This window comes from Salinicola rhizosphaerae (assembly GCF_014652715.1).
GTDB classification, from domain to species: domain Bacteria; phylum Pseudomonadota; class Gammaproteobacteria; order Pseudomonadales; family Halomonadaceae; genus Salinicola; species Salinicola rhizosphaerae.
Genome location: NZ_BMZI01000006.1, coordinates 249,687 through 273,522, shown reverse-complemented (window position 1 = coordinate 273,522; position 23,836 = coordinate 249,687). Strand labels below are relative to the sequence as shown.

General features: G+C 62.9%; 19 protein-coding genes. 8 read left to right on the top strand and 11 right to left on the bottom strand.

Features of this window, described 5'->3' with window-relative positions:
• The first annotated feature begins 57 nt into the window (after positions 1–57).
• The gene (locus tag IE125_RS14610) at positions 58–1,350 is read left to right on the top strand and encodes an adenylosuccinate synthase (protein ID WP_189445402.1); all 1,293 of its coding nucleotides are present in this window, start codon (positions 58–60) and stop codon (positions 1,348–1,350) included.
• A 100-nt stretch (positions 1,351–1,450) separates the two neighbouring features.
• Here IE125_RS14610 and IE125_RS14605 read toward each other — a convergent pair whose 3' ends face one another.
• The 7 genes from IE125_RS14605 to IE125_RS14575 form a co-directional block, all read right to left on the bottom strand.
• The gene (locus IE125_RS14605; RefSeq protein ID WP_189445401.1) at positions 1,451–2,695 is read right to left on the bottom strand and encodes an alginate lyase family protein; all 1,245 of its coding nucleotides are present in this window, start codon (positions 2,693–2,695) and stop codon (positions 1,451–1,453) included.
• On the bottom strand, positions 2,692–5,493 hold the full coding sequence (locus tag IE125_RS14600) for an SEL1-like repeat protein (protein ID WP_189445400.1): 2,802 nt from the start codon (positions 5,491–5,493) through the stop codon (positions 2,692–2,694). The genes IE125_RS14605 and IE125_RS14600 overlap by 4 nt, the downstream gene beginning before the upstream one ends.
• Positions 5,494–5,553: 60 nt before the next feature.
• On the bottom strand, positions 5,554–6,786 hold the full coding sequence (locus IE125_RS14595; RefSeq protein ID WP_229809131.1) for an alginate lyase family protein: 1,233 nt from the start codon (positions 6,784–6,786) through the stop codon (positions 5,554–5,556).
• Positions 6,787–6,815: 29 nt separating this feature from the next.
• Positions 6,816–7,706 carry a polysaccharide lyase gene (locus IE125_RS14590; RefSeq protein ID WP_189445399.1) on the bottom strand — a complete coding sequence of 297 codons (891 nt, stop codon included), beginning with the start codon at positions 7,704–7,706 and terminating at the stop codon, positions 6,816–6,818.
• A 72-nt stretch (positions 7,707–7,778) separates the two neighbouring features.
• Positions 7,779–9,248 (bottom strand): PilZ domain-containing protein, encoded by a 1,470-nt coding sequence (locus tag IE125_RS14585; protein ID WP_189445398.1) that lies wholly within the window; start codon positions 9,246–9,248, stop codon positions 7,779–7,781.
• Positions 9,249–9,274: 26 nt separating this feature from the next.
• Positions 9,275–11,236, bottom strand: coding sequence for a glycosyltransferase (locus IE125_RS14580; RefSeq protein WP_189445397.1), 1,962 nt, complete (start codon positions 11,234–11,236; stop codon positions 9,275–9,277).
• A gap of 152 nt (positions 11,237–11,388) precedes the next feature.
• A complete protein-coding gene (locus IE125_RS14575; protein ID WP_189445396.1) occupies positions 11,389–12,801 on the bottom strand; it encodes a UDP-glucose dehydrogenase family protein in 1,413 nt (470 codons plus the stop codon).
• Positions 12,802–13,562: 761 nt separating this feature from the next.
• Here IE125_RS14575 and IE125_RS14570 point away from each other — a divergent pair.
• From IE125_RS14570 to IE125_RS14540, 7 genes are all read left to right on the top strand, one after another.
• Complete coding sequence (locus IE125_RS14570) at positions 13,563–14,033, top strand: SUF system Fe-S cluster assembly regulator (RefSeq protein ID WP_189445395.1); 471 nt, start codon at positions 13,563–13,565, stop codon at positions 14,031–14,033.
• A gap of 156 nt (positions 14,034–14,189) precedes the next feature.
• Positions 14,190–15,632: a Fe-S cluster assembly protein SufB gene (gene sufB / locus IE125_RS14565; protein WP_189445394.1), complete on the top strand. Its 1,443-nt coding sequence runs from the start codon at positions 14,190–14,192 to the stop codon at positions 15,630–15,632.
• A 94-nt stretch (positions 15,633–15,726) separates the two neighbouring features.
• Positions 15,727–16,479 (top strand): Fe-S cluster assembly ATPase SufC, encoded by a 753-nt coding sequence (gene sufC, locus IE125_RS14560; protein ID WP_189445393.1) that lies wholly within the window; start codon positions 15,727–15,729, stop codon positions 16,477–16,479.
• Positions 16,476–17,813, top strand: a complete 1,338-nt coding sequence (gene sufD, locus IE125_RS14555; protein ID WP_189445392.1) for a Fe-S cluster assembly protein SufD — start codon at positions 16,476–16,478, stop codon at positions 17,811–17,813. Before sufC ends, sufD begins: the two co-directional genes overlap by 4 nt.
• A 1-nt stretch (position 17,814) precedes the next feature.
• Positions 17,815–19,056 carry a cysteine desulfurase gene (locus tag IE125_RS14550; protein ID WP_189445391.1) on the top strand — a complete coding sequence of 414 codons (1,242 nt, stop codon included), beginning with the start codon at positions 17,815–17,817 and terminating at the stop codon, positions 19,054–19,056.
• 36 nt (positions 19,057–19,092) lie between these two features.
• Positions 19,093–19,656: a putative Fe-S cluster assembly protein SufT gene (sufT, locus tag IE125_RS14545; RefSeq protein WP_189445390.1), complete on the top strand. Its 564-nt coding sequence runs from the start codon at positions 19,093–19,095 to the stop codon at positions 19,654–19,656.
• 268 nt (positions 19,657–19,924) lie between these two features.
• The gene (locus IE125_RS14540; RefSeq protein WP_189445389.1) at positions 19,925–20,584 is read left to right on the top strand and encodes a SanA/YdcF family protein; all 660 of its coding nucleotides are present in this window, start codon (positions 19,925–19,927) and stop codon (positions 20,582–20,584) included.
• 59 nt (positions 20,585–20,643) lie between these two features.
• On the opposite strand, the gene IE125_RS14535 is transcribed toward IE125_RS14540, so the two are convergent.
• The 4 genes from IE125_RS14535 to IE125_RS14520 form a co-directional block, all read right to left on the bottom strand.
• Positions 20,644–21,084: a hypothetical protein gene (locus IE125_RS14535; RefSeq protein WP_189445388.1), complete on the bottom strand. Its 441-nt coding sequence runs from the start codon at positions 21,082–21,084 to the stop codon at positions 20,644–20,646.
• A gap of 143 nt (positions 21,085–21,227) precedes the next feature.
• Positions 21,228–22,136, bottom strand: coding sequence for a 30S ribosomal protein S6--L-glutamate ligase (gene rimK / locus IE125_RS14530; protein ID WP_189445387.1), 909 nt, complete (start codon positions 22,134–22,136; stop codon positions 21,228–21,230).
• A 136-nt stretch (positions 22,137–22,272) separates the two neighbouring features.
• The gene (locus IE125_RS14525) at positions 22,273–22,710 is read right to left on the bottom strand and encodes an ATP-dependent zinc protease family protein (RefSeq protein ID WP_189445386.1); all 438 of its coding nucleotides are present in this window, start codon (positions 22,708–22,710) and stop codon (positions 22,273–22,275) included.
• A gap of 25 nt (positions 22,711–22,735) precedes the next feature.
• Complete coding sequence (locus tag IE125_RS14520) at positions 22,736–23,737, bottom strand: DUF3549 family protein (protein WP_189445385.1); 1,002 nt, start codon at positions 23,735–23,737, stop codon at positions 22,736–22,738.
• Between the last annotated feature and the right edge of the window lie 99 nt (positions 23,738–23,836).

Here is a 23,836-nt window from a genome sequence, read left to right as displayed (position 1 = left end):
CCGAGTCGCTGCCGCGATGCGATTCGATCGCGACGAATGGATCAAGAGACGAGAGCAATGGGCAAGAACGTAGTCGTATTGGGTACGCAGTGGGGCGACGAGGGCAAGGGCAAGGTCGTCGACCTGCTGACCGAGTCCGCGGCGGCGGTGGTGCGCTTTCAGGGCGGCCATAACGCCGGCCATACGCTGGTGATCGACGGTCAGAAGACCGTGCTTCATCTGATCCCCTCCGGCGTGCTGCGCGATGACAAGACTTGCGTCATCGGTAACGGCGTCGTGCTGTCCCCCGAAGCGCTGATCGACGAGATCAAGGAGCTCGAGGACAAGGGCGTACCGGTCCGCCAGCGTCTACGGCTGTCACCGGCCTGCCCGCTGATCCTGCCGTACCACGTGCGTCTCGACCAGGCGCGCGAAAAGGCGCGCGGCGTGGCCAAGATCGGCACGACGGGACGCGGTATCGGCCCGGCGTACGAAGACAAGGTCGCACGTCGCGGGCTGCGTCTCGGTGACATGCTCCACCGCGAGCGCTTTGCCTCGAAGCTCGGCGAAGTGCTCGATTACCATAACTTCGTGCTGACCCGCTATCACGGCGAGCCGGCGGTGGATTTTCAGGAAGTGCTCGACGAAGCAATGGCCTTCGCCGAAGAACTGCGCCCGATGGTATGCGATACCGTCTCGCTGGTGCACGACTTCCGCAAGTCGGGCGAGAACATTCTGTTCGAAGGCGCCCAGGGCTCGCTGCTCGACATCGACCACGGCACCTACCCTTACGTGACCAGTTCCAATACCACCGCGGGTGGTACGGCGACCGGTTCCGGCGTCGGTCCGCTCTATCTCGACTATGTGCTGGGCATCACCAAGGCCTACACGACGCGTGTCGGCTCCGGCCCGTTTCCGACCGAGCTGTTCGATGAATTCGGCCGCCATCTGGCGGAGAAGGGTCACGAATTCGGTGCGACCACCGGCCGTGCGCGCCGCTGCGGGTGGTTCGACGCGGTCGCGCTACGCCACGCGGTGCAGATCAACTCGGTCTCGGGTATCTGCCTGACCAAGCTCGACGTGCTCGACGGCCTCGAGAATATCCGCGTCTGTGTTGGCTATCGCAGCAAGGACGGCGAGACGATCGACAATCCGGTCGACTCCGAAGGCTACGAGGTGATCGAGCCGGTGTATCACGACCTGCCGGGCTGGAACGAGTCGACGATCGGTGCTCGTCGACTCGAGGATCTGCCGGCCAATGCCCGCGCCTACATCACCTTTCTCGAACAGGAAGTGGGCACGCCGATCGATATCATCTCGACGGGGCCCGATCGCAACGAGACCATCGTGTTGCGCAACCCGTTCTCCTAATCGCGGCCGGTATCGAAACAGGGCCCGCTGCTCCGGCAGCGGGCCCTGTCGTTTCTGGCGGCGTCGACCAGGTTTGACGGCTCGTCGGCCAAGGCGTGGATCAGCCGGTCCCGGCATCGAACGGCGGCAGGTCGAATATCGCCGCTGTCGTTGCGTCGTCAATCGGCGTCCATCGGGCGATGAGCGCATCGACCGGCCTGCCGGCGATCAGGCCGTGCCGCCTGGCCACGATGAGATTGGTCGCTGCCTGCTCGGGGTGAAATCCGTGCAGTTCCTTGAAAGGCCAGTCATCGGGGCGGGCGGCGTGATCCACTATCCAGCCGTAGGCCGTAGCCAGCTTGTCGCGAGCCTCACCCCGGGGCCAGTCGACGTCCATTGCCGCTGCCTGATCCAGCAGAATCGACCACGCCTCCAGGTTGAAGTTGGCGTAGTGCCAGGGACGTGTGCGTTCGAGCTCCAGCGGCTGGCTGCCATCGACTCGGAACTGCGCATCTAGCCGATCCAGCGCATGATCGAGCTGCCGTCCGGCGATGGCCGGCTGGTCGGTGAAGCGCGCGAACGTCACGACCTGAGCGTCGTACCAGGTGCCGTGGTTGTTTGCCTTGGCCTGCTCGTCGTGACCGTTGTCGCTGCTGAGCATCCATTGCAGGTAATCGGCGTACCAGCGCTGCAGACCGGCCAGCGTCTTGGAGTCCATTGCCGACGCTTTCTCGAGTTGCTCGATCGACCGCGTCAGGCCGATCAGCAGGCGGCTCTCGATGATACCGATCCCGCGACCGTCGACGCGCCCCGGTATGGCCTGGGCATAGCGTAGATTGGGTGCCATGCGGGTGTCCGGATTCAAGAACCAGTGACGTAGCTGCACCACGGCGCGCGACGCGTAGCGCTCGTCCCGTGTCGTCACGTACGCCTGGGTCAATGCATTCACGGTATCGATGAAGTCGATCATCCGCTGCTTGTCGGTGGCGTCGCCTCGTGTCGCCGGGTTGTAGTGGCCGTCGCGGCGCAGATAGGGCAGGCCGTCTTCGCTTTCCGGGTCCGGCCACCAGTAGGGCGCAAAGCTGAAATAGTCGTGTGGATTGCCGCTTGCGGCGAGCCGGGTCTTGTCGACCACGCTGAAAAGCGGCTCGTTCAGGGCCTCTCTCGCCGCGCTGCCGACCGTGGTTTCGGCGCCTGCCTGCACCGCTTCGGGTACACGCTCATCAGCGAAGGCCGGCAATGTCGAAACGGCTACGGCTAGCAAAATTGTGGAGAGCGCAACTATGGCAGGCGCGGCGATGGAGAGCGAGACGGTGGAAAGGCCCGCCGGCACGGCGGGCTTCCAGAGTATCGGTGGCCGTCTCATGAGGAGGTGTCGGCGCTGGCCGCGGAGGCAACCTGGGGGTCTTCGAGCAGGTCCTGCAGCGTCTGAATGGCATTGCCGCTGTCGCTCTCCATGACGCCATCGAGCCAGATCATCGCCTGCTGCTGATTGACGAAGTCGATGCCCCGCGACTGCAGGTAAGCCTGCGCCAGCGACAGCCGGGCCGACTGATGGCCTTGTTTTGCTGCCTTGACCAGGAGCTCGGCACCCTTATGCGGATCGCGGGGAAGTACTTCGCCGCTCAGATAGGCCCGGCCCAGCGCTGCCTCGGCACCGGCGTGGCCGGTGTCGGCTGCGGCGGTGAGTAGCTGTTTTCCGCGTTCCACATCCTGCGCGATGCCGGCCTGTCCCTCCAGATAGGCCGAGCCCAGCGCGGCCTGCGCCGAGACGTTGCCACGATCGGCGGCGCGCGACAGCCACTTGACGGCGCGTTCGCCGTCACGCTTCACGCCGTTGCCGTCGAGGTAGGCAAGCCCGAGCACACGTTGCGCGTTGTCGTCGCCGGCGTTGGCCGCGCGTTCCAGGTAGCGCACGCCTTTCTCGGGATCGGCTGCAACACCGGTGCCGTTGAGATAGGCCTCCCCGAGGGTCACGCCCGCAGAGCCGTGGCCGGCGTTGGCGGCGCGGGTCAGTAATTGGACGCCGCGTTGCGGATTGGCCGGTACGCCATTGCCATGCAGCAGCATCTCGCCGAGATCGGCTTCTGCACCGACGTGACCCGCAGCCACGGCACGCTCGAAGTAGTTAGCGGCTCTGGCCTTGTTGATGTCGACCCCCAGCCCTTCCTGATACATGCGGCCGAGTGATGCCGTGGCACCGGGGTGTCCGGCGTCCGCTGCCTTGGATAGCCACTTGCGGGCGCTCGAATAGTTGGCTCGCACGCCATCTCCGCGTAGATAGGCACGCCCGAGATCGGCCATGGCCGGGACTTCACCCATCTGCGCTGCGCGAATCAGGTCATCGATGTTGCCTTGCTCGCCACTGGTGCGATAGGTGCGCGCCAGCGCCTGCTGCGCCGAGGGGTGACCCGCACGCTGTGCCCGCTGCAGCCAGAGTTCGGAGCGCTGCAGGTCCGGCTCGACACCGACGCCATCACGATAGGCGCGGCCGAGAACGACCATGGCGTAGGCATCGCCCTGATTGGCCGACTGGCGTAGCAGGTCGATGCCATCCTGGCTACGACCGGGCAACGTCCCCTCAAGATATCCGCGGCCCAGTCGTGTCTTGGAGGTGGTGTCATCAGGGTCTTGATCGACGGCTCGAGCCAGCCATTGCTTCGCCTTGGCGGGATCCTTCTGGAGTCCGGTGCCGTCCATGTAGGCTATACCCAGGCTGCGTGCGGCGCCGCTCTGATTCTGCGTTGCGGCCTGCTTGAGCAACGCAACGCCCTGGACGGGGTCGGCCTGTGTGCCATCGCCGTTGAGATAGGCCTCGCCCAGGCGCTCGGTGGCGTAGGGATGACCGAGTTCGTGGGCCTTGCGCAGGTAATCGATGCCGCGTTGAGGCTGGCGCCTGACCTGATCGCCGTCGAGATAGAGGTTGCCGAGTAGCGCCAGGGCGTAGGCGTCGTCGTGCTTGGCCGCTCTCTCCAGCAGGGGGATACCCTGGGCCGGATTCCGCGGCAGGACATCGCCCTCGATGTAGGCGTTGCCCAGCGTACGAGCCGCGTCCAAGTTGCCTTGTTGAACGGCGTCGCGAAGCCATTTCTCGGCGTCGTCGGGGGCTGACTGAACGCGGTCGCCGCCCAGGTAGGCCTGGCCCAGCCAGTAGGCCGCGTCGGCGTTGCCGCTTTTCGCGGCACGGGTGAGTATGTCGATGCCGCGAGCCGGGTCGGCGTCGTCGAGCAGCAAATGACCGGCGGCCGCGAGTGCCTGCGGGTCGCCGCTGTCGGCGGCACGTGTCAGCCACTGTTTCTGGCGCGCCGGCTGGGGAAGCAGGCCGTCTTCGGCGTAGAGGCGCGACAGGCCGAGCATGGCGCTGACGTCCCCCTGTTCCGCTTGCGGGGTCAGGGCGCCTGCATAGCGCTCGGCATAGCGTCGCGCCTTGGCAGGGTCGCTGCCAAAAGCCCCGCCGGGAGCGTAGTTCTCGGCCAGCGCTCGTAGTGCGCGAGGCTCATTCTCGGCGGCGGCTTGCTCGAACTGCTGGCGGGCGCCGTCGATATCCTGGGGCACGCCTTCGCCAGTGAGCTGCATCTCGGCGAGCTCGATGCGGGCACTGGGGTTGCCGTCGTGATCCACTGCCTGCTGGAACAGGTTCCAGGCCAGCGCCGGGTCGCGCTTGACGCCGTTGCCCTGGCGATAGAGACGGCCAAGATGAAGCGACGCGTTATCCAGTCCCGAGTAGGCAAACGGAACGGCCATTCGGTAGTAGTGTGCGGCCTTGGTGGGATTGGGCGCGATGCCGCCGCGGCCATCTTCGTAGATCCGGCCCAGTTCGTAGGCGGCTTCCGGCGAGCCATTGGCGCCTTGAGAGTTGAGCTTGATCTCGCCTGTGCTGTTGCTTCTGATCAACGGTTTCAACAGGGCGATCGCTTTCTCGCCCTGTCCTTTCTCCTCGAGCTCGCGAATGTACTCCAGGCGGTTCCAGCCGGTGGACGGCAGCGATTCGGTGTAGCGATGGGCAAACAGCCCCCGGTCCTCGGGTTGAACCTGGACCTGGCTATCCGGAACCTGGCCGGTGGCACAACCACCGAGCACCAGCGCCGAGGCGAGCCCCAGCAGATAACGGCGGGGCAGGGGAGATGAAAGATGTCCGCGATGGACAAGTGTCGAGTTTTTCATATCACTGTCTCCTTGAATGATGGCGCTTCCTTGCAAGAACTCTCGCGCGTGTGGCCGGGCTCAGTCCGGCTCGAACGTTGCGGCCATCTCTTTCTTCTTCGGCGCGAGAACGGCGTGCTGCTGTGCTTCAGGGTCCATGAAGTAGAGCGTCACGTAGCCGCCGGCACTGCGGTTGTCGATGGGGCGCTTCTTGCTGACGTAGCGGGAAATACGTGGATCCGGATGGTGCTTCAGATAGATTTCCATCCACGCCAGATACTGCTCGTCATCCAGAAAACCACGGTACTGATTGTGGGTGGCGAGATCGCCAAGCGCGGCCGGATCATCGAAGGTATCCAGCGCGAACTGGACGCCCTGGTCGATGGTGTGGCCATCGTATTTGAACTCGAACAGGTCATAGCCTTGGCGATAGGCCACCTGCATGATGTTGACGAGGTAGAGCAGGGCATAGTTCTGGTAGTGGCTCGCGCGACGCCCGCGCTCCATCTCTCTTGGCAGCGCGCCGTTCGGCAGCATGTCACTCAATGCCGAGTAGACCGCGCTGACGCCGAACTGGAACAGCTCATCGTCGTCGGTGAGCACGCCGATCATCGAGGCATAGAGCGCCCGGCGATAGAAGTGGTTGTTGCAGCAGCTGTTCTCGCCACCTCGAATCCCCGAGTGCTTGTGAGCGAGGGTGTTGAGCCAGTGATTGATACGCTCGATGGCCTCCGGGCGCTTGTCAGCCACGGCCGGGCGGACGATCGAGTATGACAGCGCCGCCGCGAACATCATCGACTCCGTGGAGTACCAGCCCTGTGGTTCGCGTCGGGTGTAGTAGAAGTCGCTGATGGCGTCGTGCGTGGCCCACTTGTCGAGGAACTGCACCAGGCAGTCGGCGTAGTAGTCGTCACCGGAGGCCACGTAGGACCCAGCCAGGTGGGACACGGTATCCTCGAAGTCGAAGAGTGGCTGCGAGGCGAGTTCCCACGCCTTGGGTTGCGGATAGTAGCCGGGAATGCGGATAACGCTATCCAGCGGCGGTTTGGCCAGCTCCTGGCGACAGCTGGGACCTTCCTTCAGCGCGTCGCGATTGTATTCCAGCATGTCGTTGTCGGTGCGCTTCAGAAGCGCCATGCGGGATTTGACGTCGAAAAAGGATGCGTCTGGGTCTTTCACCGTGTATTGGGAAAGGTCCAGCTTCTGGCGTTTCTCGTAGCTCATGGCATGGGCGGAGAGCGCCACGCCGAGCGTGGCGGTCCCCAGCAGCAGGAGCATGCCGAGACGCAAGGATGCGAATGACATCCGGTTCATGAGAGTCGACTCCTTGTCGGAAAGCGGATTCACGCCTTGGGCGCCATCAGCGTGAAGTCGGCGAAGTCGGCGCTCTGTTCGCGTGGCGTGCGCCAGTCACTGCCGTGGCCGCCGAAGAAGGTCGAGAACATCAGACCGTCGATATGCACGTCGTCCGTGGTGCGATAGACGATGCCCTGCTGCTCGAAAATCGGTTGCCCGTCGATCCAGACGCGAGCGACGCCGTTTTCTGCGTCGGGGTCGTTGAGGACGATCTCCTCTTCGACCGTCACCCACTGGCCGGGCGTGAAACGCCACTTGCCGCGGCCGACGGACTCGCCGTAATCGGAGTCCTTGTTGACGACATATTCATAAAGTTCGCCCTGACCCTGCTTACGCCACATGAACCGCATGGAAAAGCCGTTTGTTCCGGTCACCTCGTCGCCGCCGGTCGGGCCGTCTCCGCCATAGAGCCCCGGCAGCTTGCCGCCTTTGACGAAATCGAAGTTGGGCTCGAAGCGCACGCGATAGCGCAGGCAGGCGCTATTGGCCTGCCGCAGTGCCGGCACCGGCATGACGAAGCCAGCGCCACCCTCTTCGGTATCGCTCGGCGAAGAGGTGCCCTCGGGGTAGCGCACACGCAACACGGGCGAGCCAGTTCCGCTTTCGCTGGGACCGGTAACGCTCAGATTCTGCTCTCCCCAGCGACGCTCTGCGCCGAGGGTCTGCTTGACCCATTGCTTCATGTCCGGTGCGGTACCTATGTCCATCGTCTTCACTGTTGTGTAGCGGCTATCGCAGGCGCTGACCTGCGGCCGGCTCAAGTCGTTGTCATCCGCCTGGGCGGGGAGTGCGCTAACGGCGAAAGTGGCGACGGTGGACACCGCTGCAATCAGCGCGGCCAGGGGCCGGCGGATCGCTGTCGAGTCATTACGATTCATGATCGTCTCCTTGGCAGATGCCATCGTTCACGGTCGTGACTGAATTCATAGCTTGATGCGAGTGGCGAGCGCTCAGTTCATGGCGCTCTGCAGCTTGTCCGACGCGCTGCCCCAAAGCGATTGAACGCCCTGATAGACGGCGCGTCCGGCTTGATAGGTCCACTCTGCGGCGGTGTCGAGCATCGGCGCTTCGGTGAAACGGACATCGACCGGTGTGCCAACGGCACCTGCCGGCAGCGGCTTTTCAGGCACCAGCAGCACGCTGGCAACGTTCTGCTGCTGACGAACCCAATCCGGGAAACCGGCACGCGGTTGACGCTCGACATCCAGGGCGACGCTGCGCACGCGTGCGGGAATGGGCTCCGACGCGTTGGGTAGGGAAATATAGGCTTTCTGGTGATTATCGATCTGGCCGATGTCGCTCATGTGCACCAGTGCTTCGACCATGACGTCGTTATTTTCAGTGCTTACCAGCGTCATGACACGGTCGCCCTGATTAACGTAGGTACCACCGGCGGCGCTGAGTGCCCAGGCCACTTCGCAGTTACAGGGGCTATAGATCGTGTTGGCGGCGACGCGCGACTTGTAGGCATCGATCCGTGAGCTTTCGTAGTCGCGCGCGGTCTGAAATTGCTCGACTCGGGTTTTGGCAATTTCCGGTGAGAGCGTTTCGTAACCCATCTCGCCCTTCGAGGGGTTGGAAGAAGTGGCCACACTAACCTTGTTGCTGCCCGAGTCGTCGATGCTCTTCTGCAGGTTATCGATCAACCGCTTGTTGTAGTCGAAAGAGGCTTCAGCCAAAAGCAGATTGTTCTGCAGCTCCGCATCATTGACCTGAATCAGCGGCTGGTCGCGCTTGACCTTGTCGCCGGCCTTGAGTTGGAGGTCTTTGAGCTGTCCGGCGCCCGGGGCCATGATATCCGTGCGCGGCGCGGTCACGGCCGCGAAGTTGGGCTCGATCAAGAACACATTGCGGTAGACCGTGGCGCCGACGACGGCGATCAGCACGCCCGCAGCCAGCAACAGGGCGGTGTAGCGGAACAGCGGCACGCGACGTTTCGGCTTCGTGGCCGGCTTGGCCGTGTTGCCCTGGCGTTTGCGCGGGGTCTGCGCATCATGACTTTCCACCAGCCCCTCGAGGCTGACATGCCGACCGCTCATCTGAGCGCGGATGACGCGGCGCAGGATTTCGCGTTGCCGTGGCTGCAGGTCGGTGAATTCGAAGGCCATTCGCTGATGTCGGCCGTCTCCGACTTCGCGCAGCGGTCGAGCGCGCGCAGAAAGGCTCATCTCCACGTCGCTTGCGTCGAGCATCAGAGCAACGGGAATTTCGCGACCCGGCTCGAACTGCATCGAGGTGTAGGCCGAAAAGCCACCCATCGATAGGTCGTGGCCCTTGGCGACTCGGTCGTCGCCAAGCCGAACGTTGAAGGGCATTTCCACGCGGACATAGTGTCGCTCGTCACGGCGTTCGTGACGGAGCTGGTCGGCGCCGCGGTGGTCATCAAAGCTATCGTGTGACGGACGGTCGTGATCTGACATGATGGGTCTCCTTGTTTGTCCCTGACTCACTGGCTGTTCTGTGCCAGCTGGGTGTCTTCCTTGCGAGGGGTAGCGAGTGCGACCGTGAGATCGAGTAGCTGCAGTTCGTGGCCATCGACGGTCAACTGGCATGGGCTGGCACTATCGCAGTCGAAGCTGCCGACGGCAGCGAGCGACTGGCCGTTAGACTCGATCTGCGTCGCCAGACCAGGATCGACCGCGAGCGCGGTCGGCTGCGCCGAATCGCCATAACCGTGAATGCTGGCGCCGCGAACCTTGTCGAGTGTGGCAACACGTGCATTGAAGCTGCTATCGAGGTGATAGCGCCCAGCCGGCAGCTGGACTCGACCGCCGCTGGGGGCATCGGCAAGCGTCAGTGCAAGCCAGTAACTGTCGCCTTGACTTGTGCCATCGGCAGGCTCGGGTTCTTCACCGGTCATGGCCGCGATCGAAAGTCGATCCGCCGGCGCCATGACGCCACCGACCACGGCGAGCACAAAGATCAGAGCGCCAAAGTAGAGCGCGTGGATCAGATGGCCGCCCATGCGCTGACGTCTCGCGGCGCGCGGATCGTCCGGCTCACCCGCGGAAATGCCCTGGCGCGACCATTTCTGACGGTTGAAGCGAAAGCTGACGTAGGTCTTGAGAATCGCCCCGCTCAGCTGGTTGTAATAGAGCATCGGCACCCACAGCGCGCTCCAGCGGCCACGCTGCCAGGCGAGTACCAGGCTGGTGACGCCGCGGGTCATCAGAATCCAGAGGAGGTAGGCGAAGATGAACGACGGGCGCACGAACAGCGTCAGCAGTACGGCGATGGTCGGGCCGATGAGCGTCGTCCACATCGACAGCCGCTGGTCGACCAGGCTCCACCAGGTGAACAGACCGATCCGGCGCGGGCCTAGCGCAATGGCGCGGCCGTTGGTTCGCAGCATGTTGCCGAACCAGCGGCGCATCAGGTCCAGCGAGGACTTGAAGAAGCGGTGGCGATCCGGCAGCTCCTCGAACCCGGTGACGTAGACGTCGGGGATGTAGAGCATCTTCCAGCGGTGCTTGAGCAGCCAGAACCAGGTCGACTTGTCGTCGCCGGAGAGAAACTTGAAGTTGCCGAAGCGCCAGTGATCGACGTGATCGTTCTCGACCAGTTCGATGAACTCCGGCTCTGTGGCCAGGTCGGCACGAAAGGCGCTGTAGCGGCCGGTCAGCACCAGCAGGCGCTCGGACACGGAAGTCGAACTCATCACCAGATGGCGCTGGGCGTAGCGCAGGTCGTACCACTCCTTGGTCGCGTCGTTACCGATCACCACCGCGTTGTTGTTGGTGGTGATGGCGCCGAGATCGCCTCGCGCGAGGAAGAACGAGAGCGAGCGTTCCAGCGTGCCGGGCTCGATGCGAATGTCACCGTCCATGCTGACCAGCAGCGACTTTTCTGTCGGCATGCAGCGTGAAATGGCGCGTAGCACTTCGGCCATCGCCGAACGCTTGCCATCGCCTTTCTGGAACATGTAACGCACGGAGATGTTCTGCGGCCAGCCATGTTCGTCCATCACCTGATCGATGATGTCGACGTCGCTACGGTCGGCGATGGCGGCGAAGATCGTCGTCGGCACGCCGTAATCGGCAGCGTCTCGGATCAAGGCATCGTAGACCGCAAACGTGACTTCGGTTTCGATCCGAAAGGAGGTGCAGAGTATGTAGAGCGCATCAGGCGACTGCGTCGCGGCCGCTTCATCCGCTTCGGCGCGCAGGCGCGGAAACATGCGTCGGTTGTACCAGACCGAGCGCAGCGCTTGGACGAACCACCAGGAGTAGCGCCACGCACCGATCAGGCCGACGGCGAAGATGAAGCTCTTCGAGCCGGGGTGGAAGACCTCACCGGGCAGATGCGAGACCAGCAGCACGACCAGCGCGACGATCAGCAGCATGACGCTGATTTCGGTCGCAAGCGACGCCTTGCTCGGTCTGGCTTGGGTGTAGTTGATCGGGCTCATCAAATGGTCCTTGAAAACAGTCCCTTGGCGTTGTCGTGAACGCAGATCCCTTTTTTGGAGACGTGAGTCTCCTTGGCCGGCGCCTGGGCGCCAGCGTTAGATACCTCCGGGGAACACCGACGGCACGAGCCGTGCCGTCGGCAAGAGGTGGCCTAGAGCGTGTAGGCGACGCTGGGGCCGCCGCGCTCGGCAGGCAGGATGTTCTGCGTGGCATCCTTCGCAGAGAGCGGCACTTGTAAGGAGTCGGCCCGACCCACGGCGAAGTAGAGCAGACCCGCAGCGCGCACCGTTTCCGGGTTGAACAGGTTGCGGCCATCGATGATTGCCGGCGTGGTCAGCTGCTCGCGTAGACGACGGAAGTCGACGGTGCGGAACGCTTTCCACTCGGTGCAGATCACCAGGGCGTCGGCGCCCTCGAGGGTCTCGTCACGACGCTTCGTCAGCTCGAGATCATCACGCTCGCCATAGATGCGGCGGCACTCCGCCATCGCTTCCGGATCGTAGGCCTTGACCTTGCCACCCGCCGCCCAGACCGCTTCCATCAGCGCACGGCTCGGCGCTTCGCGCATGTCGTCGGTGTTGGGTTTGAATGCCAGCCCCCAGACCGCGATCGTCTTGCCCTGCAGGTCGCCGTCGAGCGCTTGGGAAAGCTTGGTGAAAAGACTCGCCTTCTGGCGATCGTTGACGGCCTCCACAGCGTTGAGCAGGGCTGCGTCGTAATTGACGTCGTTGGCAGTGCGCGCCAGGGCCTGAACATCCTTCGGAAAGCAGGAGCCGCCGTAACCGCAGCCGGGATAGATGAAGCTGTAGCCGATGCGCGGATCGCTGCCGATGCCGCGGCGCACGTTCTCGACATCCGCACCCAGGCGCTCGGCCAGATTGGAGACCTCGTTCATGAAGCTGATCTTGGTCGCCAGCATCGCGTTGGCCGCGTACTTGGTCAGTTCGGCGCTCCGGATGTCCATGAACATCAGCTTCTCCTGGCGCCGGTTATAAGGCGCGTAGCACTCGCGCATCAGCGGTTCGACGCGGGGAGAGTCGCAGCCGATGACGATACGCGCGCCCTGGGAGAAGTCCTCCACGGCAGAGCCTTCCTTCAGGAACTCCGGGTTGGAGCAGACGTCGTAATCGATATTCACGTCGCGCGCCTCGAGCCGTTCAGCGATTGCTGCGCTGACGCGATCAGCTGTGCCGACAGGTACAGTAGACTTGTCGATGACCAGCTTGTACTCCTGCATGTGCTCGGCAATCGTGTCGGCGACGCTCAGGACATACTTGAGATCGGCGCTGCCATCTTCGTCCGGTGGTGTTCCGACGGCGATGAACTGCAATGTACCGAAGCTGACCGCCTCTGCCGGGTCGGTCGTGAACAGCAGGCGCTCTTCGGCTACGTTCTGCTTGACCAGTGTCTCGAGGCCCGGCTCATAGATCGGGACGACGCCATTTTTCAGTCCTTCGATCTTGGCGCTGTCGACGTCCATGCACATGACTTCGTGTCCGGCGTCCGCCAGGCAGGTGCCGGTGACTAGTCCGACGTACCCTGTTCCGAAAATGGTAATCCGCATGATGGCTCTCCTTGCTGGTTTCGTGTCGTTACCCGTCCCGAAGTGTCGGGCGCTTGCCGAGTGCGGGACGTTCAATGTGCCGACTCACTGGCAATCATTCCGGACGCTGAGGGCTATTCCTTCCTTATCGATAAGGACGCCGCCCCTGGATCGGTAATCGTTACGCTTAGAACCGAAAATCAAAGACTTAACTTCAATTAGGGTTGTAAGTATATGATTATACTGGGTTTGCCTTCATTTTTTGGCTTTACAGCCGATGACAAACAGCGTTCCCGAAATGGCGAGATAACGTTAGGTAGAAAACTTACAAGGGTCCAATTCGGTAATATCTGATATAAGAGGAAACGCGTTTTCCTGCGCTTCCATTGCACTCATGGTCTTCTGAGACAGACGTCTAATGTCGCCAGCCGGCGACGCAAAAAAGACATAAAAACCGGGCTTGTGAAACAAAAAGTAATTGAATAGTGTTTTTAGGAAGTCTGTTTTTCTAAATGTTCTTTTTTGTGACCTTTTGAATTTTGCACTGTTTCAGGATAACAAAGGGCTCTTTGAGAGTGGTTGTTGTTTACGTCTGTTACATTTCACCCCGTTTCCTCGACTCTGGTAGCGTTTTCCGCCGATTCGCGAGTGACTAGCAGGGCGGCCGAGAAGAAGCTGGCATGAATCGCCTTCGGCCGTCTTCGGTATCGGTTCAAATCGTCGGCAAAGAGGACTAAAATGGTCCTATATCACAGTGATCGAGCTGGGGAGATCGCCACGACGTGCTGAAGCTATCGAAACTGACGGATTATGCGGCAGTGATCATGGCGCAGATCGCGCGCAGTCCTAGTGATTCCCACACGGCGGCCGAGCTGGCAACGCAGGTAAAGCTACCTCTACCGACGGTCGGCAAGACGCTCAAAATGCTCGCCAAGAACGGGCTTCTGGAGTCTCGCCGTGGGTCGCATGGCGGCTACGTGCTCTCGCGTCCACCGGGGGAGATTACGGCGAGCGACATCATCGCTGCGATCGAAGGGCCGATCGGCATGACCGAGTGCAGTCATGCCGACGGGGATTGCGAGCTGTTCGAGACCTGTGGCGTGGCTGACAACTGGCAGCGCGTATCGCAGGCGATCCGGACGCTGCTAGATGGCGTGACGTTGGCTCACCTGGCGCAGTCGAGCCCGATCAAGCTGCCGGTGCAGCTACCGATTCAGAGTGTGACGCTGCCGGTGACCGCCTCGAAGGCGTGACGGCGCGTCGCGAGAGAAGAAGCGTCGAGCGACAATGCGGCACAAGCGATAATCCTATTAAGAGGTTGGAGCACTCGGGGAAGAAGGCGGTTTCTGGTGCTTCCCCGATACGATTCCAGCCTCGTCATAAGACTCTCGGTGGAGAGGAGAGAGACCATGGCTAGCGAAGAGATGGAGCAGTTGGTCCGTCGCGAATACAAGCAGGGATTCGTGACCGACATCGAAAGCGATACCGTACCGCCCGGTCTGGACGAGAGCGTGATCGCCTTCATTTCCCAGAAGAAGGAAGAGCCGCAGTGGATGCTGGAGTGGCGTCTCGAGGCCTATCGGCGCTGGTTGGAGATGACGCCGCCGTCATGGGCGCACCTGGAGTATCCGCCGATCGACTATCAGGCGATCTCCTATTACAGCGCGCCCAAGAAGCCGGAAGATCGTCCCCAGAGTCTCGACGAAGTCGATCCCAAACTCCTGGAAACTTACGAGAAACTGGGGATTCCCCTGCACGAGCGTGCCGCGCTCGCTGGCGTGGCGGTCGATGCGGTATTCGACTCGGTTTCCGTGACCACCACGTTCAAGGAGAAGCTTCATGAGGCGGGCGTGATTTTCTGCTCGATCTCGGAGGCGATTCGCGAATATCCGGAACTGGTCCGTCAGTATCTTGGAACGGTGGTGCCACAGTCCGACAACTACTTCGCTGCGCTCAATTCGGCAGTCTTCACCGATGGCTCCTTCGTCTACGTGCCGGAAGGCGTGACCTGCCCGATGGAGCTCTCCACCTATTTTCGCATCAACGCCGCCAATACGGGGCAGTTCGAGCGCACCCTGATCGTCTGCGACAAGAAGGCCCAGGTCTCCTATTTGGAAGGCTGCACGGCGCCGCAGCGCGACGAGAATCAGCTTCATGCGGCTGTCGTCGAACTGGTAGCGCTGGAAGACGCCTACATCAAGTACTCCACGGTGCAGAACTGGTACCCGGGCGACGAAGATGGCAAGGGCGGCATCTACAACTTCGTCACCAAGCGTGGCGACTGCCGTGGAGATCGCTCGCGAATCAGCTGGACTCAGGTCGAGACCGGCTCCGCGATCACCTGGAAATATCCCTCCTGTCTGCTGCGCGGCAAGGAGAGCATCGGCGAGTTCTACTCGGTCGCGGTGACCAATGGCCGCCAGCAGGCCGACACCGGCACCAAGATGATCCATATCGGCGAGAACACGCGCTCGACCATCGTTGCCAAGGGCATCGCGGCTGGCCGTAGCGATCAGGCCTACCGTGGCCTGGTCAAGATCGGGCCGCGAGCGAAGGGCGCGCGCAACTACACCCAGTGTGACTCGCTGCTGATCGGCGACCAGTGTGGCGCGCACACCTTCCCCTATCAGGAGATCGGTAACTCCAGTGCGACCGTCGAGCACGAGGCGACGACGTCGAAGATCGCGGATGACCAGCTCTTCTACTGCCGCGCTCGCGGTATCGACGAGGAAGACGCCGTCAGCATGATCGTCAACGGCTTCTGCAAGGATGTCTTCCAGGAGCTGCCGATGGAGTTCGCCGTCGAGGCCGAGGCGCTGCTCAACGTCACGCTGGAAGGTTCGGTGGGCTGATCGCGCCGTCGATACGACGCGTTCGATTTCAGCCGATGCTTATTTCGAGAGGCTGCGCGTGGCGCGCAGACTTTCAACTGCTCAAGGTTTTCACATGCTCGAAGTCAAAGATCTTCACGTTTCGGTCGAGGACAAGGCGATCCTCAAAGGGCTCGACCTGACCGTCAATGCGGGCGAAGTTCACGCCATCATGGGGCCCAACGGGGCCGGTAAATCGACGCTCTCCGCCGTCATCGCCGGCAAGGATGGCTACGAAGTCACCCAGGGGTCCATCTTCTTCGAAGGGCAGGACGTGCTGGAGATGGAGATCGAGGAGCGCGCCCGTGCCGGCATGCTGCTGGGATTCCAGTACCCGATCGAAATTCCCGGTGTGAAGAATATCTATCTGCTCAAGGCGGCCCTCAATGCCGCCCGCGCCGCGCGCGGTGAAGGTGAAGTTCCGGCGCCGGAGTTCATGAAGCTGGTGCGCGAGAAGAGCGCCGAAATGAAAATGGATACCAGCTTTCTGCAGCGCGCGGTCAATGAAGGGTTCTCCGGTGGCGAGAAGAAGCGTAACGAAATTCTTCAGATGCTGGTGCTGCAGCCGAAGCTCGCGATGCTCGATGAGATCGACTCCGGCCTCGATATCGATGCGATGAAGGTCGTTGCGCAGGGTGTCAATTCGCTGCGCAGTGCCGACCGCGCCATTCTGATGGTCACGCACTATCAGCGGCTGCTCAATCACATCGAGCCGGATCGCGTTCACGTGCTGGTCGACGGCCGCATCGTCAAGAGCGGCGACAAGGACCTGGCGCTCGAGCTGGAAGCGCGCGGCTACGACTGGGTCGTGGAGGAGTCTGCTGCATGAGTGCACCGGAACGCTTTCTCGAGCGTCTGACCGCACGCCGAGCCGAGGACCCAAGCTGGGTCGCGGCGCGCCGGCAGGCGGGTGCGGCGCGGTTCGAAGCGCTCGGTTTCCCGACGCGTCGTGACGAAGAGTGGAAATACACCGACGTGCGACGAATTGCCGAAGGCGATTTCGCGCTGGCGACGGATCCTGGCTACGACGCGTCCCGGTTCGAAGCGCAGCGCCTGGATCTGGACGCCCATCGGCTGGTACTGGTCGATGGCGTGTTCAGTGCCGAGCTGTCGACGCTGGGGCAGTTGCCGGCGGGTGTCTCCGTCGAGCCACTGTCGCAGGCGCTGACGCGCAATCACGAGGCCGTGGGCGGGGCGCTCGGGCGCCTGGCCGGCGTCGACTTTTCGCCGTTTACCGCGCTCAACACCGCCTTTGCCGAAGAGGGCGCGATCATCCGCCTGGCCCCCGGCACGGTCGTCGACAAGCCGATCTACGTGGCACTGTTGTCGCGTGCGGGCGGGCAGCCGGTGATGAGCCATCCGCGGATACTGATCGAGGCTGGTGGCCGCAGCGAGGCCACGGTCATCGAGCATTACGCCGGCGAACCCGAGGCGGCCAACTTCACCAATGTGGTCACCGAAGTGCTGCTCGATCGCGGCGCGATCGTGAATCACTACAAGCTACAGGAAGCGTCATTGGGCGACCTGCACGTGGCCAGTATTCACGTCGATCAGGGGCGCGACAGCCGCTTCAACTCGTTCAATCTCAGCCTGGGCGGGGCGCTGGTGCGTAACGACTTGGTCACCGACCTGAACGCGGAGGGCGCGGAAGCTGCCTACAACGGGCTCTTCTTCGTCCAGGGTCGGCAGCACGTCGACAACCATACGCTGGTCAATCACAACGCCCCGCGAACCTTCTCCAACGAGAACTACAAGGGCGTGTTGGATGACCGCGCCCACGGTGTGTTCAACGGCAAGGTGTTCGTGAAGAAGGATGCCCAGCAGATCGAGGCGTATCAGAATAACGCCAACCTGCTGCTGTCGGACCGTGCCGAGATCGATACCAAGCCGGAGCTTGTGATCTATGCCGACGACGTCAAGTGCTCTCACGGCGCGACGACCGGGCAGTTGGATGAGGAGGCCGTCTATGCGCTGCGCGCTCGCGGTATCGATGAGGCCATGGCGCGGGCGCTGCTGACGCTCGCCTTCGCCGGCGAGGTCATGGAGCAGGTGAAGCTGAGCGCCATTGCCGAGCGAGTCGAGCGGGCAGTGGCAGGGCGCTTGCCCGAACGCTTCAACCTCTCCGATCTGGTCGAGACCGCCGAGGCGGTGCAGGAGCCCTGACATGACGGCAATCACCGACCTGACACTGGATCTCGCGGCCGTGCGCCGCGACTTTCCCATCCTGGAGCGGGAAGTCCACGGTAAGCCGCTGATCTATCTCGATAACGCGGCGACCAGCCAGACGCCGACCGCCGTCATCGATGCGCTCGGTGACTACTATCGCCGCTATAACGCCAACATTCACCGCGGGCTGCACACGCTGGCGGACGAAGCGACCGCAGCCTACGAGGGTGTGAGATCGACCGTCCAGCGCCACCTCAATGCCTTTGAACCGCGTGAGATCGTGTTCACCCGCGGGACGACGGAGGCGATCAACCTGGTCGCCAACAGTTGGGGGCGTGCCAACCTGAAAGCGGGCGACGAGGTCGTGGTCTCGCTGATGGAGCACCACTCCAACATCGTGCCGTGGCAGCTGCTCGAGCGTGAGCTGGGAATCGTGATTCGGGTGATTCCGGTCGATGCGCGCGGTGTGCTCGATCTCGAGGCCTATCGCGAGATGCTGAACGAGCGCACGCGACTGGTCTGCGTCAATCATGTCTCCAATGCGCTGGGCACGATCAACCCGATCGCTGTCATGGCGCGCGACGCCCATGCAGCGGGCGCACTGATACTGGTCGATGGCGCGCAGGCCGTGCCGCACCAGGCGGTTGACGTTCAGGCGCTCGACGCTGACTTCTACGCATTTTCCGGCCACAAGGTCTACGGCCCGCTGGGCGCCGGGGCGCTCTACGCCAAGGCGGCGATTCTGGAGTCGATGCCGCCGTGGCAGGGCGGTGGGGAGATGATCTCGCGCGTCTCGTTCGATCAGGGTACCGAGTTCGCCGCGATACCGCACCGCTTCGAGGCTGGCACGCCGGCCGTCGGCGAAGTCATCGCGATGGGCGCCGCGCTCGACTGGGTCAACGGACTCGGGATCGAGCGGCTGACGGCCTGGGAGCAGTGGCTGCTCGATCACGCCACGGGACAACTCGAGACTATCGACGGCCTGCGCATCATCGGCACGGCGCCGGAGAAAGCGGGGGTCATCTCCTTCGTGGTCGACGGCGCTCACGCGCAGGATATCGGGCTGCTGATCGATCAGCTCGGCGTGGCGATTCGTACGGGTCACCACTGCGCGCAGCCGGTGCTGTCCCATTTCGGGGTCGACGCGACCTGCCGCGCCTCGCTGGCGGTGTATAACACCCCGGAAGAGGTGGACGCCTTCGTCGAGGCGCTGAATCGTGTGCTCGGCATGTTGCGCTGACGTGATCGTCGTTCCACAACGCGGGCGGGAGTCAGGATGGAAACCCTGAGCGAATTGTACAAGGGGCAGGAGATGCCGCTGCAGCGGGACGTCGAGGTGATCTCGATCCCGTTCGGCAAGAGTATCTCGCTGCCGGAGGACAGCGTGGTCGTGGTGATGCAGGCCAAGGGCAGTTCGGTCAGCGTCAGCTACGAAGGACGTCTCTACCTGGTGGAAGGGCACGATCTGGACGCGCTGGGGCTGCCGGCGCTCGCGCGCCCCACGCTGGACCCGGAGGCGTCCGAGGAGGAGATGGAGGCCTTCGTCTGGGATCAGCTTCGCACCTGTTTCGATCCGGAAATCCCGGTCAACATCGTCGAGTTGGGCCTGGTCTACGGCTGCCGCATCGAGCGGCTGCTGACCGGCGAGCGGATGGTGACGATCCGCATGACGCTGACCGCTCCCGGCTGCGGCATGGGCGATGTCATCGCCGAGGACGCCAGGCGCAAGATCCTCGGCGCGCCACAGTTCGCCAAGGTGCACGTCGAAATCGTCTTCGATCCGCCGTGGAGCCGTGAGATGATGAGCGAAGAGGCCCGACTCGAATTGGGCATGTTCTAGGCGTATCCGCGCGGCTGTCCGGTCAGTCTGCTTCTGTCGCGATCAGAAGCGGTATGTCGTTCGAGCCTGTATCGCTTGCCGTGCCGGCAAAGCGTATCTTCTGTTCGGCGCCTGTGAATGGAGGCGCTGTCGACTCAAGGACTCTGCACAATAGCGCTGGCGGCATGTTGATCGATCCTTCACCGAAATCCGATGTCTCCCATCATCGATCCCCAGGAGGCTGCCCATGGTGGCTTCTCCGGCTCGATCGCGGCTGGCGTAGCGATTCATGACGCGGCTGCTGAAAGGCCTGGTGAAGGCGATGCTGGCCGGTGTGCTCTTGCTGGTGCTGGGGGTCGTGGGTATCAATGTCTGGATACTCGCCAAGACTCAGCCGCGCATCGAGCACGATGTGCTGCTGTGCAAGCCACAACCGGTGGGGCTCGTGTTCGGAACGGCGCAGTGGCTGCGCAAGGGCGGTCCTAATCCCTACTATCGTGCGCGCATGGAGACGGCCGCCGAACTGCTGAGGCTGCATCATCTCCAGCACCTGCTGCTGTCCGGCGACAACCGAACGCGCTACTACAACGAGCCGATCAGCATGTGGCGATCGCTACGGCATCGCAACGTCGCCGATGCCGATATGACGCTCGACTACGCCGGCTTCAGTACGTTCGACAGTGTCGTGAGAGCAAGGGAAGTCTTCGGCGCGGATCGGTTGATGCTGATTTCCCAGGCGTGGCATCTGCCGCGGGCACTGTTCATTGCCGATTCGCTGGGTATCGACGCGACGGGATGCGCCGTGCCGGATGATGGCGTGGGCGGCGAGTGGCAGTTGCGGGTACGGGAGTGGCTGGCGCGAGCGGCGACCTTCGGTGATCTCTATTTCTGGGGGCGAGAGCCGTACTTCCTCGGGCCGTTCGAGCCGATCCGGCTCTCGCCGCCGTAGCGCGCTGGGATATTTGTCCGCCAGGGCTCGTCGGGCGACGACCGGGGCAGCCGGGGCGCTCAGCGCTGGCGCTGCTGCAGCGAGTTGATCTCGCGAATCAGTGCGCGGCAGTTCTTCCAGCAGCGTTCCAGCGTCGGCTCCAGGGCGTCCGGCAGCGGATGCGTAAAGGCCGTTCCCAGCGCCTGCATGAGCACGCGCTCCTGTTCGAGCAGCTCGCCCAGCAGGACCGCACTGTCATTGCCGACGAAGCTCTTGATGCGGCTCCAGAGCCAGAGATAGTCGTCGCGTTCGACATCGGCATCGCGCGGCAGCATGTCGAGATGCTCACGCACCAGCCCCTGCAGTTCTCGCATGGCAGTCCCGCGCTCCTCATAGTGAGGTTTCAGGGCATTACGCAGCGCGGGGCGCAGGCGATCGAGATTGTCCTGAAAATAGTCGAGACTGTCGGCCAGCGCTTCGAGCACGCTGTCCATCGCCACTTGGCGATTATCGAGAAACATGTGCGGTCACCTCCTGAGGTGACACAAATTGTGCGGCCGGAAACACTGTTTTGCTACCCCTGGCGCCAGAAAAATTTAGGTTTTTCGGCTATTTGTTTATCGCAGTCGAGCTGACCGCTTTGTTCCCTATCGGCCGCGTAGGCTCAACCTTTGGGCTTGGGCGGGGCTTTTTTCGGGGCGACGGCATTTTTTTCGAGATGCTCGATGATCTGGCCGGCAATATCCTTGCCCGTTGCTGCTTCGATCCCCTGCAGGCCAGGGGAAGAGTTGACCTCCATGATGACCGGGCCGTGGTTGGAGCGCAGCAGGTCGACGCCGGCGACGCGCAAGCCCATCGCCTTGGCGGCGCGAATGGCGGTCGAGCGCTCTTCCGGGGTGATCCGAATGACGCTGGCGGTACCGCCACGATGCAGATTCGAGCGGAACTCGCCCTCGGCGGCCTGGCGCTTCATTGCCGCGACGACCTTGTCGCCGATCACGAAGCAGCGAATGTCGGCGCCCTTGGCTTCCTTGATGTACTCCTGGACCATGATGTTGGCCTTCATGCCCATGAATGCCTGAATGACCGATTCGGCGGCCTGATTGGTCTCGGCGAGTACGACGCCGATGCCCTGCGTCCCCTCCAGCAGCTTGATCACCAACGGCGCGCCCTTGACCATGGTGATGAGGTCGGGGATATCGTCGGGTGAGTGAGCGAAGCCGGTGACCGGAAGTCCCAGCCCCTTGCGCGAGAGCAGCTGCAGCGAGCGCAGCTTGTCGCGTGAGCGGGTGATGGCGACCGAGTCGTTGAGCACGTAGGTGCTCATCATCTCGAACTGACGCAGCACTGCGCAGCCGTAGAAGGTCACCGAGGCGCCGATGCGCGGGATGATCGCATCGAACGGCTCGAGCTCTTCCCCCTTGTAGTGGATCGAAGGGCGGTGCGAGGCGATGTTCATGTAGCAGCGCAGGGTGTCGACGACCCGAACGCCGTGGCCGCGTTGCTCGGCGGCCTCGATCAGCCGGCGTGTAGAGTAGAGGTTGCGGTTACGAGACAGAATGCCGATATGCATGAACCAGTGCTCCGGATGTCGACGTCGAGCGTCGAGATCGATGAGAAGGCGGCGCGGCCGAATCGTGGCCTGCGTCGAGTAAGCCTAGCCGGGGAAGTATCAAAAAGCCCGTGCGTCGTCGGCGGGTCGTCGCGATTCAGGGTTCGCCGTGAAGGAAGGCGGCGCCGGGCGCCACCAGCAGCCGTCGCATGGCCCGACGCCCCAGCAGCATGGGATGGCGCATGTTGCTGCGGTCGGTCAAGGTCAACTCGATCGGGAAGTCGAGACTGCCGAGAAGTAGCCGTGTGCGGATGACATAGCGCCACTCCTCCTGACCGTTGGAGCTCTTCACCTTGCGACGATCGTGCAGTGGCAGTTGGCACTCGTGCGGCGGGGTAGCGCCGCCGCTGGTGCGGGTCAGGAACCGTACCCAGGGGTGTCCGTGCTCCTCGAAGGCCTCGATGGCCTCGGCGTGAAGCGCCGAGGTCCTGGCACCGGTATCCGCCTTGCAGCAGAGCGTCAGCTGGAGATCGGGTAGCGTGACCATTTCGCGTCGGCCGATGACGGCTTGCGCCGTGTAGGGTAGCGCTTTCATGGCATCGATGAGTCCGTTCCTTGGGCTAGTGATCGGGCAACTGTCCGAGACGGCGGCCGATGGCAGAATCACCAGGTGCCTGTCGCAGTGACATCAGTATCGGCAGCCGCAGCCGCGGTATCAATGCCAGGTCGCGAACCACGCTGCGAAAATTGGCTTCCTCGCACGTCGCGAGCCGCTCGAGGTAGCGAATCAGACGTGTCTCGTGCTCCAGGAATTGCCAGCCGCGCGCCGCGACGGCGGCCAGGCAGTCCGCGGCCATCAGCTCGTCGTCCTCGAGCCAGGCGTCCAGCCATGCCCCGACACTGGCGTCGTCGCTGCCCACCAGCGCGCGGAGGAGCGCGCAGTAGCGCTCCAGGTCCTGCTGTTGCCGCGCCTCGTCGAGCATGAGCTGCAGCCCGGGGACCAGCGAAGACGGCGTGTCTCCATGCTCCAGCAGATAGCACAGCGGCAGGATCACATCGCGTGGCAGCTGTTCCAGCCGGTCGACGAGCGCGCGCTCGATGGCAGCATCGGCACCGACAACCTGGTTGGCGAGTCCCTGCAGGCCGAGCATCTGCCAGTTGATCGCATCGTCACCCAGCAGATAGCGTCTGGCCAGATCCGCCTGCGCGCCGAGCGGTTGCTCGAAGCGTCGTGACAGGCGAGCATGCAGCACCGCACGCTGATGCAGCTCGGGTTCGAACGCGACCGGATTGTCCTTCATCAGATTGTCGCCTGCGACGCCGGGGCGGGTCTCCAGGGTCTTGAGCAGGCGATCGAGTAGGGCATCTCTGGGCGCAGGCAGCAGCTGGCCCTGTTCGTCGAGCGGGAGCGCGAGGAACCAGATCAGCGGGTCTGCTCCGCTCTCCGGCCAACGCATGGCGCAGGCGAACTGCGCCTTGCCGGTCCAGGGAAGCGGCCAGGGCTGTTCTTCGCGCTCGAAGGCCGCAAACGTCTCGGCCGAGATCGGCGCGACGCGCCGGCCCAGGCTCGATATCGCCAGGTCGGCCTGGCTCTGGTTGAAAAAATCGCTCAGCGTTCTCATGCAATCTTGTCGTCGCGGTGGAGGCACGACGTCGAGTCGTCTCTGGTGAGTGATCCTGCTTGCCGAAGCGTTTGGCGCTTCTGAGAGGCGCGCACTGTA